At 42.3% G+C, this 16,868-nt stretch carries 14 protein-coding genes and 1 riboswitch; of the genes, 11 read left to right on the forward strand and 3 right to left on the reverse strand.

From position 1 onward, the window contains the following. Positions 1-20: 20 nt before the first annotated feature. On the reverse strand, positions 21-1,394 hold the full coding sequence (locus K8L98_RS04295) for an MFS transporter (RefSeq protein WP_223440003.1): 1,374 nt from the start codon (positions 1,392-1,394) through the stop codon (positions 21-23). Between the two features lie 358 nt (positions 1,395-1,752). On the opposite strand from K8L98_RS04295, the gene K8L98_RS04300 reads away from it, so the two are divergent. From K8L98_RS04300 to K8L98_RS04320, 5 genes are all read left to right on the forward strand, one after another. After that, a complete protein-coding gene (locus tag K8L98_RS04300; RefSeq protein WP_223443158.1) occupies positions 1,753-2,670 on the forward strand; it encodes a proline dehydrogenase family protein in 918 nt (305 codons plus the stop codon). Positions 2,671-2,707: 37 nt separating this feature from the next. Further along, positions 2,708-4,249, forward strand: coding sequence for an L-glutamate gamma-semialdehyde dehydrogenase (gene pruA / locus K8L98_RS04305; RefSeq protein WP_223440005.1), 1,542 nt, complete (start codon positions 2,708-2,710; stop codon positions 4,247-4,249). Between the two features lie 157 nt (positions 4,250-4,406). Next, positions 4,407-5,876 (forward strand): sodium/proline symporter PutP, encoded by a 1,470-nt coding sequence (putP, locus tag K8L98_RS04310; RefSeq protein WP_223440007.1) that lies wholly within the window; start codon positions 4,407-4,409, stop codon positions 5,874-5,876. A 157-nt stretch (positions 5,877-6,033) separates the two neighbouring features. Then, entirely contained in the window at positions 6,034-7,254 is a 1,221-nt protein-coding gene (locus K8L98_RS04315; RefSeq protein WP_223440008.1) for a PucR family transcriptional regulator, read from the forward strand. 49 nt (positions 7,255-7,303) lie between these two features. Beyond that, complete coding sequence (locus K8L98_RS04320) at positions 7,304-7,630, forward strand: YnfA family protein (protein ID WP_223440009.1); 327 nt, start codon at positions 7,304-7,306, stop codon at positions 7,628-7,630. 25 nt (positions 7,631-7,655) lie between these two features. Here the strand turns inward: K8L98_RS04320 and K8L98_RS04325 are convergent, their stop codons facing one another. Beyond that, positions 7,656-8,060 carry a YkvA family protein gene (locus K8L98_RS04325; protein WP_223440010.1) on the reverse strand — a complete coding sequence of 135 codons (405 nt, stop codon included), beginning with the start codon at positions 8,058-8,060 and terminating at the stop codon, positions 7,656-7,658. 489 nt (positions 8,061-8,549) lie between these two features. Between K8L98_RS04325 and K8L98_RS04330 the strand changes: the two genes are divergently transcribed. From K8L98_RS04330 to K8L98_RS04340, 4 genes are all read left to right on the forward strand, one after another. Next, on the forward strand, positions 8,550-9,233 hold the full coding sequence (locus K8L98_RS04330; RefSeq protein WP_223440011.1) for a zinc metallopeptidase: 684 nt from the start codon (positions 8,550-8,552) through the stop codon (positions 9,231-9,233). A gap of 277 nt (positions 9,234-9,510) precedes the next feature. Then, complete coding sequence (iadA, locus tag K8L98_RS04335) at positions 9,511-10,686, forward strand: beta-aspartyl-peptidase (protein ID WP_223440012.1); 1,176 nt, start codon at positions 9,511-9,513, stop codon at positions 10,684-10,686. 62 nt (positions 10,687-10,748) lie between these two features. Beyond that, on the forward strand, positions 10,749-10,874 hold the full coding sequence (locus tag K8L98_RS26515; RefSeq protein ID WP_275976737.1) for a hypothetical protein: 126 nt from the start codon (positions 10,749-10,751) through the stop codon (positions 10,872-10,874). Positions 10,875-11,003: 129 nt separating this feature from the next. Next, positions 11,004-11,107, forward strand: a riboswitch (purine riboswitch). 234 nt (positions 11,108-11,341) lie between these two features. Further along, the gene (locus K8L98_RS04340) at positions 11,342-12,379 is read left to right on the forward strand and encodes a PTS sugar transporter subunit IIC (protein WP_223440014.1); all 1,038 of its coding nucleotides are present in this window, start codon (positions 11,342-11,344) and stop codon (positions 12,377-12,379) included. Positions 12,380-12,410: 31 nt separating this feature from the next. Here the strand turns inward: K8L98_RS04340 and K8L98_RS04345 are convergent, their stop codons facing one another. Beyond that, complete coding sequence (locus K8L98_RS04345) at positions 12,411-13,817, reverse strand: sigma-54 interaction domain-containing protein (protein ID WP_223440015.1); 1,407 nt, start codon at positions 13,815-13,817, stop codon at positions 12,411-12,413. 203 nt (positions 13,818-14,020) lie between these two features. On the opposite strand from K8L98_RS04345, the gene pruA (K8L98_RS04350) reads away from it, so the two are divergent. Both pruA (K8L98_RS04350) and K8L98_RS04355 read left to right on the forward strand, forming a co-directional pair. Further along, a complete protein-coding gene (gene pruA, locus K8L98_RS04350) occupies positions 14,021-15,568 on the forward strand; it encodes an L-glutamate gamma-semialdehyde dehydrogenase (RefSeq protein ID WP_223440016.1) in 1,548 nt (515 codons plus the stop codon). A 12-nt stretch (positions 15,569-15,580) separates the two neighbouring features. Further along, positions 15,581-16,783, forward strand: a complete 1,203-nt coding sequence (locus K8L98_RS04355) for an ornithine--oxo-acid transaminase (protein ID WP_223440018.1) — start codon at positions 15,581-15,583, stop codon at positions 16,781-16,783. The last annotated feature ends 85 nt before the right edge of the window (positions 16,784-16,868 follow it).

Raw genomic sequence — 16,868 nt, forward strand, 5'->3', positions numbered from 1 at the left:
CTGTACATGTACAGAGCTTTTTATTGTCTTTCAATCGGAATTTGTTCAATTTTGCCTAAAACCACAGTATAAAAGAGCAATCCAATTACTAAAACCGCCGCTGCAAGAACAAATGCTATATTAAAGGATCCTGTCTTATCAACGATGTACCCTGTCAGAAAAGTGGCAATGATCCCCCCGAATAAATTGTTCGAAAAGTTAACCATCGAGCTGAGGATAGCTGTAGTGCCCGGTGGTGAAAGCTTAGCTGCAATCGTCCATCCAACGGGGGCAGTAGCGGAAATACCAGCTAGTCCAATAGAAATAAAAAGCATAGACAGGATTGGATCCTTCGTGAAAATAGAAGCTAGAAATGTAAGGCCGACTGTCATTCCAATGATGATGATTCCCTTATAAACTTTGTTTGGAGCATAGCCTTTTCCAATGAAAAAATCGACGAGCCATCCTCCCGCAATAATTCCTGAAAGAGCGGCAATCAGCCATGGAATGGCCGTATAAAGGGAGGAGGAAAGTAAATCAAGTTTAAACTGCTCCCTGAAAAAAGTCGGAAGCCAGAGCAGCAGCAAATTAAAGGTATAGCCATAACCAGTAAAGCCAATCATTAGTCCCCATACTTTCCTATTTTTAAAAAAGGTTTTTAATACACGAAGAACTTTGTAGGATGGTATATCTGCAAGATCCCCATACTTTTGAATGTAATTGATTTCTTCTTTTGAGATGCTCTTATGTGAACGCGGTTCATCATAATATTTCCAGAAGATGATCGTAAAGATGACATTAATGACTCCAATCGTTAAAAAGGCCATTTTCCAATCATAAAGAGTAATCAAAATTGCAACAAGCGGCCCTCCGATTACATTGGACAGTTTTGCTGATGAATCAAAAAGAGCGTTTGCGAGCCCTCGTTCATGAAAAGGGAACCAGTTGGCTGTAGCTTTTGCTGCTGCAGGAAAAGCGGATGAGCTCGTAATTCCTGTGAAAAAGCGGAGAATATAAAGAAGTAGTGTTCCTTGAACGAATACAATACTGATGGTTAAAATTGTCCAAAGGATCATGCCGATTCTCGTCACCCATCCGACTCCCCATTTATCGAGCATTCCGCCAATTGGAAGCTGCATAAGGGTATAAGCATAGTTATAAATAGTGAAAACAAGTCCCATTTCAAATGCACTGAGGGAAAAAGCCTTCTGAAGTTCAGGTGCTGCTGCAGCTACTGCTACTCGGTCAAAATAATTTAATATAATAAAACTGCTAAGGAGGGAGGAAATGGCCCATCTCGTGTTCTTGCCGTGAGGACGGATTATTTTTTCTGAATTGCTCAGGGACAGACACCTGCCTTTCAGCTGAGGAATGGAATAAAAGGATTTCCTGCTTAAGGTTTCCTCTTTTGCCATTCATCATTCTTACCGATAGGGATACACAAAAATAATTCTCTCAGAGAACGAAAAAGAGATGCACGGATGTGTATCTCTTAAGAATTAATGGTTTGCTGCTTTCTATAGCTGCAGTTTGAAGTAAGCGAGTACATTTTCATATTGCTCTTTATTGCCTCTGTTTTCGACCATTCACGCTGAAAAATATAAACATAGTATCGATAGCTTATAACTTCCATTTTCCATACTTCATTTGGCCTTTGTCCAAAATCAACAAATAAAGCGCTTGATTATTGTATTTTTAGAACGTTGTGAAAATTGTCGAAAAAAAGTAAGATTATCTTGTGATTACAACTTCTACAGGAGGTGTGCGTTGGCGATGGAAGCGATTACAAGGGATTTTTTCTTATTCTTATCCAAAAATAACTTACTTAATAATATTGCAAAGAAGCGCGGCGGCAGTTTTGCTGCTGGAAAAATTATTGGTGGAACAGATTTTCAAAGTTCCATCAAATTCATTAAACAGCTGAATGAGAGCGGCCTGCTGGTAACAGTCGATCATCTTGGAGAATTCGTAGATTCAGAGGAAGTAACAAGAGAAAGAACAGCGGAATGCATCGAAACAATTGAATTGATCAGCAGGGAAAAGCTTGATTCACAAGTATCTCTAAAGATGACATCCCTCGGTCTTGATATTGATCATAAGCTGGTCATTGAAAATATGACGAAAATCCTTGATACGGCGGAAAAACACAATGTTATGGTTACAATTGACATGGAGGATGAAGTCCGCTGTCAGGCTACTCTTGATATTTTCAGCCAGTTCAAAGCAAAGTACAGCTGCATCAGTACAGTCTTACAGGCTTATTTATATCGTACAGAGAAGGATTTAAGAGACCTCGCGCAGTATAAGCCATTCCTGCGTCTCGTAAAGGGAGCATACAAAGAGTCTCCTGAGGTGGCTTTCCCTGAAAAGGCAGATGTTGATGAAAACTATAAAAAGCTGATTGAGCAAAGTCTGCTTAATGGCAACTATACTGCCATCGCGTCTCATGATGACCAAATCATCGAATATACAAAAATGCTGGCTAAAAAGCATAACATTCCTAACACCATGTTTGAATTCCAAATGCTTTACGGAATGAGAAGCAAAACGCAATTGGAGCTTGTCAAACAAGGATACAAAATGCGTGTCTATGTACCATATGGCCTTGACTGGTATGGATACTTCATGAGAAGACTTGCCGAAAGACCTTCTAATATTGCATTTGCATTCAAAGGCATGGTGAAAAGTTAAGTTTTTTAAAAAAATTATTCTTAAGGAGCGATTTCTAATGATTCCATACAAACACGAACCATTCACTGATTTCACAAACGAGGAAAACAAAAAAGCCTACCAGGAAGCTCTTCAAAAAGTAGAAGGCTATTTAGGACAGGACTATCCTTTATATATCGGGGCAGAAAAGGTAACGACAGATGATAAAATTGTGTCTTATAACCCTGCTGATAAAGAAGAAGTGATCGGCCGTGTATCAAAAGCAAACCGCGACCATGCAGAAAAAGCGATGCAGGAGGCTTCTGCTGCGTTTGAAAGCTGGAAAAAAGTAAAGCCTGAAATCCGTGCTGATGTCCTATTCAAAGCCGCTGCCATCATCCGCCGCCGCAAACATGAATTTTCAGCCCTTTTAACTAAAGAAGCAGGAAAACCATGGAACGAGGCTGATGCTGATACTGCTGAAGCAATTGACTTCCTTGAGTTTTATGCACGTCAAATGCTGAAGCTAAAAGATGGAGTTCCTGTAGAAAGCCGCCCGGGCGAATATAACCGCTATGACTATATTCCATTAGGCGTCGGCATCATCATTTCACCTTGGAACTTCCCGTTTGCTATTATGGCGGGTACTGCTGTTGCTGCAATCGTAACAGGCAACACGATCCTATTAAAACCGGCTTCAACTACACCTATCGTTGCTGCTAAGTTTGTAGAAGTCATGATGGAAGCCGGACTTCCTTCAGGCGTTCTGAACTTTGTTCCTGGAAGCGGAGCGGAAGTGGGAGACTACCTTGTTGACCATCCAAAAACTCGTTTTATCTCATTCACTGGCTCTCGCGATGTAGGCCTTCGCATCTTTAACCGTGCTTCACAGCTGAATGACGGCCAAATCTGGCTGAAGCGCGTGATCGCTGAAATGGGCGGTAAAGATACAATTGTAGTAGATAAAGAGGCAGACCTTGAGCTTGCAGCTCAATCGATCGTAAAATCAGCATTCGGTTTCTCAGGACAAAAATGCTCGGCTTGTTCCCGCGCAGTTATCGTAGAAGATGTTTACGATCAGGTCTTAAACCGCGCTGTTGAATTAACAAAACAATTAACAGTCGGCAATCCAACGGAAAATCATTTCATGGGACCTGTTATCGACCAGGCTGCTTTTGACAAAATCATGAGCTATGTTGAAATCGGGAAAGAAGAAGGACGCATCCTTGCAGGCGGAGAAGGAGACAGCTCAAAAGGCTACTTCGTGCAGCCGACAATTGTTGCTGATGTTGATCCAAAAGCACGTTTAATGCAGGAAGAAATCTTTGGACCGGTTGTTGCGTTTGCAAAAGCAAAAGATTTTGACGAAGCACTTGAAATTGCCAACAATACAGAGTATGGTTTAACAGGTGCTGTCATTACGACAAACCGCTCTAACATGGAAAAAGCACGTGAAGACTTCCATGTCGGAAATCTGTACTTCAACCGCGGATGTACTGGCGCAATCGTAGGCTATCAGCCATTCGGCGGATTCAACATGTCAGGAACTGATTCTAAAGCAGGCGGACCTGATTATCTTCAGCTTCATATGCAGGCTAAAACAACATCTGAAACATTTTAATAGATAAGAATCAGAGATTCAAAGAGATGCGGTTCATATGCATTCTTACTTTATTCATGTAAGACAACTCCAGATTCAATTTGAGGAAGTGACAAAACAGGTTGCTTCCTCTTTTTAAAAAAATATAAATATTTTTGGTTCTGAAAGGGGTTCCTCTATGATTGATTACGCATTGGTATTATCTATAAGCATTTATATGGCGGGCATGCTTATTATCGGTTATTTCGCCTACAAGAAAACGTCAAATCTAAGTGATTACATGCTAGGAGACCGCGGTCTCGGACCTGCTGTTACGGCTTTAAGCGCTGGTGCAGCAGATATGAGCGGATGGCTGTTGATGGGACTGCCGGGAGCTATGTTTGCAACTGGACTCAGCTCCATATGGATCGTCATCGGTTTAACGCTTGGTGCTTATGCCAACTGGCTTTATGTTGCACCTAGATTAAGAACGTATACGGAAGTGGCGAATAACTCGATTACCATTCCGGCTTTCCTGGAAAATCGATTTGGAGAAGGATCACGGATTCTAAGACTCATCTCAGCTTTAGTTATCTTAATATTCTTTACTTTCTATGTATCATCTGGGATGGTATCCGGGGGTGTTTTATTCCAAAGTACATTTGGCCTTGATTATCATGCTGGATTATGGATTTTAACCGGGGTTGTTGTTGCCTACACATTGTTTGGAGGATTCCTTGCAGTGAGCTGGACAGACTTTGTTCAGGGAATCATCATGGTTGTTGCCTTGGTTCTAGTACCTATTGTTACTCTTTTTCATGTTGGCGGTTTTGGACCTTCTATTGATACACCACGCTCGATTGACCCTGCACTTTTAAATATTTTTACTGGTACGAGCCTTGTAGGAGTTATTTCATTATTTGCCTGGGGACTTGGCTATTTTGGCCAGCCGCATATCATTGTCCGCTTTATGGCGATTAATTCTGTAAAAGAAATCAAAAAAGCACGTAATATCGGGATGGGCTGGATGATATTCTCGAGTGTCGGTGCGATGCTGACAGGATTCATCGGCATCACTTATTTTTCACAAAATGACATGAAGTTAGACGATCCGGAAACGGTTTTCATCGTTTTGGGAGAAGTACTGTTCCACCCATTTATTACAGGGTTTTTGATTTCAGCTATTCTCGCAGCGATTATGAGCACGATTTCTTCCCAGCTGCTTGTAACAGCAAGCTCTTTAACAGAGGATATTTACAAAACGTTCTTCAGACGCTCTGCTTCAGATAAAGAGCTTGTCTTTTTAGGCAGATTTTCCGTTCTGCTTATCTCGGTCATTGCCCTTATTCTTTCTTGGGAGAAAAACGACACGATCCTTGGACTTGTCGGCTATGCATGGGCTGGATTCGGTTCATCTTTTGGACCGCTGATTCTGCTCAGTCTCTTCTGGAAGCGAATGACGAAATGGGGAGCACTGGCAGGGATGGTCGTAGGTGCCGCAACGGTTATCTTCTGGTCGATGGCAGGCCTTTCAGATACTCTTTATGAAATGATCCCTGGTTTTGCAGCAAGCTTACTTGCTATTATTGTGGTCAGTCTGCTTACTGCTAAGCCTTCTAAAGAAGTAGAAGCTCAATTTGAAGAGTTTGAGAAAATTATAAAAGAATAAGACTTGAAGGGCCGGGTTTTCCCGGTCCTTTTTTCATTTGCTGACAAATCCAGAAATGACTTATTTTTGATATCAAATGCTGCCGCTATTCCCTAACTGCCGATAAAAGTATTATAATTAGGTTCATCATTTATATCTGTAGCAGGAGGGGCCATATATGTTGCTTGAAAAAATTCTGACACTGACAAACATTAACGATATTACAGATATGGTCAGCACTTATTTAAAAAAACCAGTAGTCATTGAAAATGATCAATTCTCGTTGCTTGCCTACAGCTCTTATTACATAGACCATTTCGATCAAGCCAATCAGCAGACCATTTTTACAAAGCATTGGCCAATTCCAATTCTTGAGAAATTCATGGATGAAGGCATTGTCGATCAGCTAAAAACAATTCCCCATCCGTTTCGGGTAAAACAGATAAAAGAAATCGGCTTAAATCAAAGGGTTGTTGTAAGCGCAATCTACAGGGAACAGGTTTTTGGCTATATATGGGTTCAGGAAACAGAAACTATGACAGATTCAGATCTGAAATTCCTGCATGAAGTTTCGCATCATATCGGCAAACTTCTTTATCAGAAAAATCAGATCAGCCTTAGAGAGAATGAAGAAAAAAATGAGTTCTATAAAAAAATCATCGGTGAGGCGTTCCAGACGGAAAATCAGATCAAGTGGGAAGCAGCTAATCACAGTATCCTGATTCCCGAACCGTTTCTTGTTAATATTTTTACCATTTCTCAAAATGATGAAGAATTGTTTGAAGAAGTAACAGAAACAGTTCGATTATTTGCAAATGCCTTAAATCATTTGTCCCATGTGTTTACGGAACAGCTGAAGATTGTCGTCATAATCGGGAGCAATACAAAAGGCTTAAGCCAGCTTTCGGAAAGCGCAGAGGAATTAACGAGTACGGTCCTCTCCCAATTTAATGGCCGAAAGGTGTATGCCGGCATTGGAAATGAGTATTCGTCAATTCTTCAATTAAAGAAATCTTATCTTGAAGCGCTTGAAGTAATCAATGCAGCCAAATTTATCGGAACACCTGAAAAGCTTCCTTTCATATACAGCAAGCTCGGAATTTTCCGTTATCTCGAAACGATCTCCAAGCACCATGGGATGACAGGCTACAACAATAAAAATCTTCAGATTCTGCAAAAAAAGGATCAGGAAAGCCAGACAAGATTACTTCAAACGCTTGAAATCTATCTTCTTAACAACTGCCGCATCAAACCGACAGCCGAACAGCTGTTTATACACACAAACACGTTAAAATACAGAATCAATCAAATTGCTGATCTTACCTCCATTGATTTCGATGATTTTCATGCGCGCATCCAGCTTTATATTGATTTACAGCTCATTAAGCAGGAAAGCTAATTCGTCTGAAAGAGCTCCCTGCTTTTTCAGGTGCATAAAGGGGTGGCAAATGTTTTACACAATCTGTTTATTCTTGCTGGCAGGCCTTGCTGAAATTGGAGGAGGATATTTAATTTGGCTCTGGCTTCGGGAAGGAAAACCCATTTATTGGGGAGTTTTTGGAGGTTTATCTTTAGCTTTTTATGGAGTCATTGCTGCTATGCAGACTTTCCCTTCTTTTGGAAGGGTGTACGCTGCATATGGAGGTATTTTTATTGTGCTTTCAGTTCTGTGGGGATGGGGAGTTGACCGGAAAACACCTGATTTCTATGATATATTTGGTGCAATCATTTGTCTTGCCGGAGTGTCAGTTATGCTATTTGGGCCAAGAAATTAAGCACCTCGAGAGGTGCTTAATTTCATTAGATTTTTGAATCAACGTCTGATGTATCAACCTGATCGCCAAACCATTCAACAAGCTTTTGTTTAGCCTGATCCTTTATATCCTGATCAATGTACATGGCTACTTGCAAAAGTGCCAGGCCGAGAGCTCCAAGGTCATCTGTGTAGCCGACGCCGACAGCTAAGTCGGGAATGAGATCAAGCGGCAAAATGAAATAGCCGAGGGCGCCAATAATAATCGCTTTTGTTTTTGCCGGCACTTCCGGTTTTTGAAGCGTAAAATATAAAAGCAGCACGGCATAAACAACTGAGGATCCTGCTTTTTTTCCATACTTCTTTAATTTGCTCCAGAATTTCGTCTCTGAATAGTGTTTTTCAGATTCCTTCAATTGCTCGTATGTTTCCTGTTCCTGCTTTGATGGCACGTATTTCACCTGCTTTTCATAAGGTTTAAGTAAATTTTTGCATTGATTGGCAAGCGGAAACACCTAGATCCTTGGTCAGCACGGCTCAGTCAAAAAAAGTCAGATATTTCTCTGCCTGTCGGAGCCGGACAGTCGGTTCCGCTTTTCTAAGATGTCTAGCTTCACCTCCTAACTCCTCGGCCAGAACAAATTCCCCGAAAAAGGCAAACCCGGCCTTTTCCGGTGAATTCTTATCTGTCTGTCGGAGCTGAACAGTCGGTTCCGCTTTTCTAGTATACCGTACCATTATTTTACTACAATCTCTGCCCTTCATGTTAAGACTTCGATACTTAATATAAGCTGATAAACAAAATGGTAAAGAACTCCTGAATATTGTACATTGTTCACAAAAAATCCATTCTGACTGGTTTGGCTGGATAGTTTTACAGGGGATATGATAAAAGAAAGGGGAAAACTAAGAAAAACCGGAACGCAGGAGGGATCTCAAAAATGTTTTTTCATCCAATGGATATTTTGATTTTTGCGGCATTTGGACTGGCGCTTTGGGCGCAGTTTAAAGTGAAAAGTAATTTTAATACATGGTCAAAAGTTCAGGCTTCTTCAGGAATGACCGGAATGGAAGTTGCAAGGAGAATTTTAGACCACAACGGCCTTCATCATGTTCCGGTAGAACCTGTTAGAGGAAAGCTGTCGGATCACTATGATCCTTTAAAAAAAGCTGTGCGGTTATCTGAACAGGTTTATTACGGAAACTCCATTGCCTCAATCTCAATTGCTTCACACGAAGTGGGTCACGCCATTCAGCACAAAGAATCCTATGGGGCTTTAACCTTAAGGCACAAAATGTTCCCGGTCGTGAATATTTCCTCAGGTATTGCTCCCTTTTTGCTTATAGGAGGCTTTTTATTAGGATCCTTCAATCTAATCGGTCTTGGAATTATCTTTTTTTCAGCTGCAGTGGCCTTTCAATTAGTCACACTGCCTGTAGAATTCAACGCCAGCAGAAGAGCAAAGGATTTTATCATTGCAGAAGGAATCATCCGCAATGAAGAAGAGCGCGGCGTAAACAAAGTTCTTGGGGCAGCAGCGCTGACATATGTAGCAGCAGCTCTCATTTCACTGTTTGAATTGCTGAAGTTTATTATGATCTTCAGCCAGGGGCGGGAAGAGTAGAAAAAGACAGCTAACTCATAATTTTGAGCCAGCTGTCTTTTTTTGCTGAAAGTGGAAAGAGGAATTAACAGAACTTGACGCTAAAAAATGCATACCGCCTTTTGGTGTTTACCAGCAACTGATACAATAAATTTATTCATTACGACACTCGCAAGAAGACTCGGAAACCCGGAAAAATCTTATTCTTCCCGGCAGTGATGCTGTTGTTGCAATTTAATGAACTGCGGACCATTATAAAAAGGATATAGAAAACCTTGGAGTAACAGGAGGAAAAAAATTGCTTACTTTAATTAAAAACACAGAAGTATACGCACCCCATTATTTAGGCCGCAAGGATGTTCTGCTTGCGGCAAATAAAATAGGCTATATCAAGGATACGATTAATCTGGATTCCTCATCTATTGATGTAAAAATAATTGATGGAACAGGAAAGCTCCTTGTGCCGGGATTTATTGATGCTCATGTACATTTAATCGGCGGAGGAGGAGAAGGGGGCTTTAAAACCCGAACACCTGAACTGAATTTAACAGATGCTACAACTGCGGGGATCACAACGGTTGTTGGAGTGCTCGGAACCGATGGAACAACAAGACGGATTGAAAGTCTGCTTGCTAAGGCCCACGCTTTGGACGAAGAGGGAATCACGGCTTACATCCACTCAGGATCGTATCAGATTCCGGTGAAAACATTAACAGGGAAGATTGAAGAGGATTTAATATTTATTGAGAAAATACTTGGTGTAGGCGAGATTGCTATATCTGATCATCGTTCTTCTGAACCGGCTTTTGAAGAACTGGTGAAAATCGCAGCTGCAGCCCGAAATGGCGGTTTAATTACCGGAAAAGCAGGACTTTTGGAAATACATGTAGGCGACAGTGACCGCAAACTTGATCTTTTGTTTGAGATTGCAGAAAAGACGGACATCCCTATGCATCATTTTCACCCGACCCACATTAACCGAAACGCAGAATTATTTGAAGAAGGCATCAGGTACACGGAAATAGGCGGATATGTGGACTTAACAACAAGCACGATTCCTCACTTTCTTGAGGAAGGAGAAGTGAAGTGCAGCAAAGGCTTGCGGCTGATGCTTGAGAGAGGCGTTTCAATTAATCAGATTACGTTCTCATCAGATGGACAGGCAAGTCTCCCATATTTTAATGAAGATGGCGATTTTGCGGGTCTTCAAGTCGGAAGAGTGTCATCTCTTTTTAAGGAAGTACGTTCATCTGTATTGGATGAAGGAATTCCGCTTGAATCAGCTCTTCAGGTCATCACCTCTAACCCGGCACGAATTTTAAAGCTTATAAACAAAGGTGAGATCAGAGAAGAGAAGGATGCTGATCTTGTATTACTGGACAAAGAGAAGCTGACGATAGATACCGTTATTGCAAAAGGGAAAGTGATGGTCGAAGGAGGAGTCCCGATCATTAAGGGAACATTTGAAAACTAAATAACCTGGAGCTGAAGGAATAAACCGGCAGGTGGCAGCATTTACATTGGTGAGGCAATACTGTGGGGCTAAAGAAGAAAATCGCAATGATTCAGCCCGTTATGATTGACCATCATTTTGACAACAAAACACGGCTTAGCAGATTGATTGCAGCGGTTTATGTCAGCCGTCTATTATGCCGCTTATAAAGTTGAAAATAAGAATAATCAAGATCATCAGAAGAAAATGCTTGAACTGAAATTAAACAGAAATTAATAATTCTGAAATTTTTAATATCCATTGTTCAATGAAACCAATTCCTATATACTTCTAACTATTATTTTAAATTTTTATATTCTTGTATAATTTCAGTTAAGATGGTCTGATCGTTTCTACCTGGCAGCCGCTAAAATGCCAGACTACAAGAAGGTATGAACAAAAAAGATGAGAAGATGGAATGGTAAGGTATGTTAATCAATCATTGATTATCCTGTTTGCTTATGAGGATTATCTTTGAATTGCGTATTGCACAGCGATTCCGTATGCACGCTCTTATTTTTTCGTACTTTCTGTCTTGCGGCTGAAGGTATGAAAGAATAAGGGCTTTTTGGATATTGTAAAAGAATGAATGCCAGCTGATGTATAAATTCTTAACATCCAGAGGAGAGAGAGACAGATGGAATTGCTAAAAGGAACGGCGCTATTATTAGTGGTACTTGGGTTATTTTCTTTATTCAGCTATAAAGCACCAAAGGGTATGAAGGCGATGGGAGCTCTCGCTAATGCAGCAGTTGCCGCTTTTCTTGTTGAAGCCTTTCAGAGGTATGTTGGAGGAGATCTTCTGAAGATTGAATTTCTTGGGGAAGTCGGGGATGCTGCAGGAGGCATGGGCGGCGTAGCAGCAGCTGCTCTTGTGGCGCTTGCTCTTGGTGTGTCCCCGGTTTATGCTCTGATGCTTGGCGTGTCATGTGCCGGACTTGGTTTGCTTCCGGGCTTTTTTGCAGGGTATCTGGTTGCATTCCTGGTAAAGGTGATTGAGAAAAAAACGCCTGCAGGTCTTGATTTGCTGGTCACCATTATAGTGGCAGCCCCGCTTGTCAGATTAATTGGAAATGCCCTTACTCCGGTTGTCGATGCAACGCTTTTGAACATTGGCGGCATTATTACTGAAACAGCCAACAGCAACCCGATTATAATGGGGATTATCCTTGGCGGTGTGATTACCGTTGTAGCAACGGCTCCTTTAAGTTCTATGGCTCTGACAGCCATGCTTGGATTAACTGGACTGCCTATGGCGATTGGTGCATTGGCTGTATTTGGTTCATCCTTCATGAACTTTGTTCTTTTCAGCCGGTTGAAATTTGGAGACAGAAGAACGACAATTGCCGTAGCCATTGAACCTCTCACTCAGGCAGATATTGTTACAGCTAACCCTGTCCCCATTTATATAACGAACTTCTTCGGAGGCGCTGCAGCCGGAGTTGTCGTCTCCTTATTCGGACTTGTTAACAACGCAACAGGAACCGCAACCCCGATAGCAGGTCTTGCTGTCATGTACGGGTTTAATGACCCATTAACAGTTACCATTACTGCCGCGCTTTGTGCTCTTGCCGGCGGAATCTCTGGACTCCTTGGATCGATTGTGTTTAAAAATTTTAAAATCAAAACAGTTTCTGATATTAGAGAAAGCAGTGATTTTAAGGAGGCTGCGTAACGAAAAAAAAGCTTCTGGAGAAATTCTTTCCTCAGAAGCTTTTTTCTTTCCTTGCTTCGATATTCAGCTTTTTCATTCTGTATTGCAGACTCTGGCGGCTTAGGCCCGCTTCTTCTGCGGTTTTTGAAATGTTGTACCCGTTTTTTTTCAGCATGACTTTTATATAGTGAGCTTCCGAGCGGTCCATGTGTTCTTTTAGCTTGGATGATTCGATTGTTTCTTCATACAGCTGTTCTTGTGCAGAAGAAGCCGTTTGTACTTTTGACTTTGAGCGGAAATGCATGGGCAGATGGTTAAAGCGAATCGTTTCCTCATCTGCCATTAAATTCATTGCTCCCTCAATCATGTGCTGAAGCTCTCGCACATTGCCCGGCCATTCGTAAGTATGAAGAGTTTCCATGACTTCCTGATCAACACGCTGAACATCCATTTGGAAGAGCTCATTGTATTTGCTGATAAAACGCTGGATAAGCAGGGGGATATCTTCGGTTCTGTCTCTTAGCGGAGGGACAAAAACAGTTACTACACTCAGTCGATAGTATAGGTCCTTCCTCATCCGTTCTTTCGTGATGGCTTCAATAGGATCTTCATTTATTGTCGCTATGATTCTTACATCGATTGGTGTATCTTTCGTATCGCCAATCCGCCTGATCATTCTCTCCTGCAAAGCCCTCAGCAGCTTTGACTGCAAATGGGGATTCAAAGAGTTAATTTCATCAAGCAGCAGTGTACCTCCTTCTGCCTGTTCAAATAAACCCGGGTGATCAATTGCCCCTGAAAAAGCTCCTTTTTTGGTGCCGAATAATAGGCTCTCAATCAGACTGTCGGGCAGTGCAGCACAGTTCTGAGAAATAAAAGGAGCCGCAGAACGGCTGCTTCCGTTATGGATGCTCTGGGCAAAAAGCTCTTTTCCTGTACCGGTCTCCCCGACTATCAAGACCGATGACGCTGTCCGGGTCGCCCGTTTTGCACTTTCAATCACTTCTTTTATCGCGGGTCCTTCTCCGATAATGCTCTCAAACGTATACCTTGTTCCTCCCTTTCTTTTAATAGTGTCCTTCATCAGCCTTTCTATCTTTGTAATATCTTTTGCAATCTCAACAGCACCGACGATCTCTTCTCCATCTCTGATGGGGAAAGTATTGTTGACTGTTGTGATTTCTTTTCCTTTGTTGTTGAAATAGGTCTGTTTGATATTCTTTGTTTCTGTACCGTTCTGAAGAGCCAGCACGAGTGTGCTGTCCCCGTCTTTAGAAAACATGAACACATCCAGAAGGTTCTTATTCATGACATCCCGGCTGTCCATTGATTCAATCTGCATCATTTTTTTATTGTAGAGGATGGTGTGTCCTTTTTTATCAATCACGTGAAGACCTACATCGATTTCATCAATGATGGCACCCATAAACAGATGCAGATCTTCTTTTTTCAGATTCATAGTCAGTCCCCCTGTTTTGACTCTTTTATTCTATTTTATCCTGTCAGCCGTATTGAAGGCAAAAAAATTTTGCGTCAAGGGTGCAAAGAAATTATGCACAGCAAAATAATTTTGCATCTGAAGGACCTTTTACTGGCGTGATTACATGTTGGCACGAAACTTGCATTCTATATATCTGAAGAAACAAATTAGGAGGAATTGCCATGACCGTTCCATACAAACATGAGCCTTTTACTGACTTTGCAATAAAAGAGAATCAGCAGGCCCTTCAAGAAGCACTTGCATACGTTAATACCCAGCTGAATAAAGAATATCCGCTGATCGTCGGTGAAGAGCGAATTACGACAGCTGAAAAAATAACATCGGTTAATCCAGCCAATAAAACAGAAGTAGTCGGAGTTGTATCCAAGGCTACAAAAGAATTGGCAGAAAAAGCAATGGAGAAGGCAGCAGTTGCCTTTGAAAAGTGGAAAAAACAGAAGCCTGAAGCGCGTGCATCCATTCTGATCCGCGCAGCAGCCATGCTCCGCCGCAGAAAGCATGAGTTTTCAGCCTATCTGATTAAAGAGGCAGGCAAGCCATGGAATGAGGCAGATGCCGATACAGCAGAAGCCATCGACTTTCTTGAGTATTACGCACGCCAGATGCTGAAGCTGAAGGACGGCGTTCCTGTACAGAGCAGAGAGGGAGAGCAGAATACGTTCAGCTATATCCCGCTTGGAGTAGGCATCGTCATTTCCCCGTTCAACTTTCCGCTTGCCATTATGGCGGGAACGGCAGCCGCCGCAATTGTTGCGGGAAATACGATCCTTTTAAAGCCAGCAAATTCAACACCTGTTGTTGCAGCCAAATTTGCAGAGCTCCTTGAGGAAGCGGGACTTCCTGCCGGTGTCCTGAATTACATTCCGGGAAGCGGTGCTGAAGTAGGAGATTATTTGGTAGATCATCCGAAAACCAGATTTATTTCCTTTACTGGTTCGCGTGAGGTGGGGTGCAGAATCTATGAACGCGCTGCAAAAGTCCACAGCGGACAGATTTGGCTGAAACGAGTCATTGCTGAGATGGGCGGCAAAGACACTGTAGCTGTTGATAAGGATGCAGACCTGGATTTGGCCGCTTCTGCCATCGTTGCTTCTGCTTTTGGTTTTTCGGGACAGAAATGCTCAGCGGGATCACGTGCAGTTGTTCATCAGGATGTTTATGATGAAGTTCTTGAAAAAGCAGTGGAGCTAACAAGAAAACTTACTGTGGGGAACCCAGAAGAAGCAGGTACTTATATGGGGCCTGTCATCGACCAGAATTCCTACAGCAAGATTATGAGATATATAGAAATTGGCAAGGAAGAAGGCAGGCTCATGACGGGCGGTGAAGGGGACGAATCGAAAGGATTCTTCATCCAGCCTACTATTTTTGCAGATATAAGTGAAAAAGGCCGCCTCATGCAGGAAGAAATCTTCGGCCCGGTCGTTGCTTTTTGCAAAGCGGATGATTTTAACCATATCCTTGAGATTGCAAATAACACAGATTATGGATTAACCGGTGCCCTCATCTCGAACAACCGTGAACATATTGAGAGAGCGAAAGAAGAGTTTCATGTCGGTAATTTATATTTTAATAGAGGCTGCACAGGCGCAATCGTCGGGTATCAGCCGTTTGGCGGATTTAATATGTCAGGAACAGATTCTAAAGCCGGCGGTCCAGATTACTTGCTGCTTCACATGCAGGCGAAAACTACTTCAGAGACGTTTTAAGGAGGAATAAAAATGACAACATTGACAAAATCCCAAGAATTAATAAAGCAGACATCCCAATACGGTGCAAACAATTATCATCCGCTTCCAATTGTGATTTCAGAAGCAGAAGGCGTTTGGGTAAGAGACCCGGAAGGCAATCAATACATGGATATGCTGAGTGCCTATTCTGCTGTAAACCAGGGACACAGACATCCAAAGATCATTCAGGCGCTTAAAGACCAGGCAGATAAAATTACGCTCACATCCCGCGCGTTTCATAACGATCAGCTTGGACCATTCTATGAGGCTGTTGCAGCATTGACTGAAAAGGAAATGGTCCTCCCAATGAATACAGGTGCAGAAGCAGTCGAGACGGCGATTAAAGCTGCACGAAGATGGGCTTATGATGTTAAAGGAGTTGCAGAAGATCAAGCTGAAATCATCGCATGCATCGGAAATTTTCACGGACGCACGATGTCTGCAGTTTCCCTGTCTTCAGAGGAAGAATACAAGAGAGGTTTTGGGCCAATGCTCCCTGGAATTAAGCTGATTCCATATGGAGATATAGAGGCATTAAGATCTGCCATCACAGCTAATACAGCGGCTTTCTTGATTGAGCCTATCCAGGGCGAAGCAGGCATCGTAATACCTCCGAAAGGATTTTTAAAACAGGCAGCAGAGATGTGCAGAGAGAACAATGTTGTTTTCATTGCAGATGAGATTCAATCCGGACTCGGCAGATCCGGAAAGACATTCGCGTGTGACTGGGAAGATGTGAAGCCTGATATGTATATTCTCGGCAAGGCTCTTGGTGGAGGCGTATTCCCGATTTCCTGTGTGGCAGCAGATAAAGACATTCTCGGTGTGTTTAATCCGGGCTCACACGGTTCAACATTTGGAGGCAATCCGCTTGCATGTGCCGTTTCTGTTGCAGCCCTGCAGGTTCTAGAGGAGGAAAAACTGGCAGAGCGATCTCTTAAGCTTGGAGCTTATTTTAAAGAGAAGCTCTCTGAAATAAAAAATCCGCTTATTAAGGAAGTGCGGGGAAGAGGCTTGTTTATAGGAGTTGAACTCACAGTGCCGGCACGCCCGTACTGTGAAAAATTAAAAGAAGAGGGACTGCTGTGCAAAGAAACGCATGAAACGGTCATCCGTTTTGCCCCGCCGCTTGTCATCTCTGAAGAAGATCTGGATTGGGCGATTGCTAAGATCACGCGCGTTCTCTCAAACTGAGAAAGCTGGCACAGGGGTTTAATCTCTCTCGAAAAGATGAATTCGCGCGCTTTCAAAAGTAATTCACCATACATGCGAACAAGCA

It is taken from the genome of Metabacillus dongyingensis (genome assembly GCF_019933155.2).
GTDB lineage: Bacteria > Bacillota > Bacilli > Bacillales > Bacillaceae > Bacillus_P > Bacillus_P dongyingensis.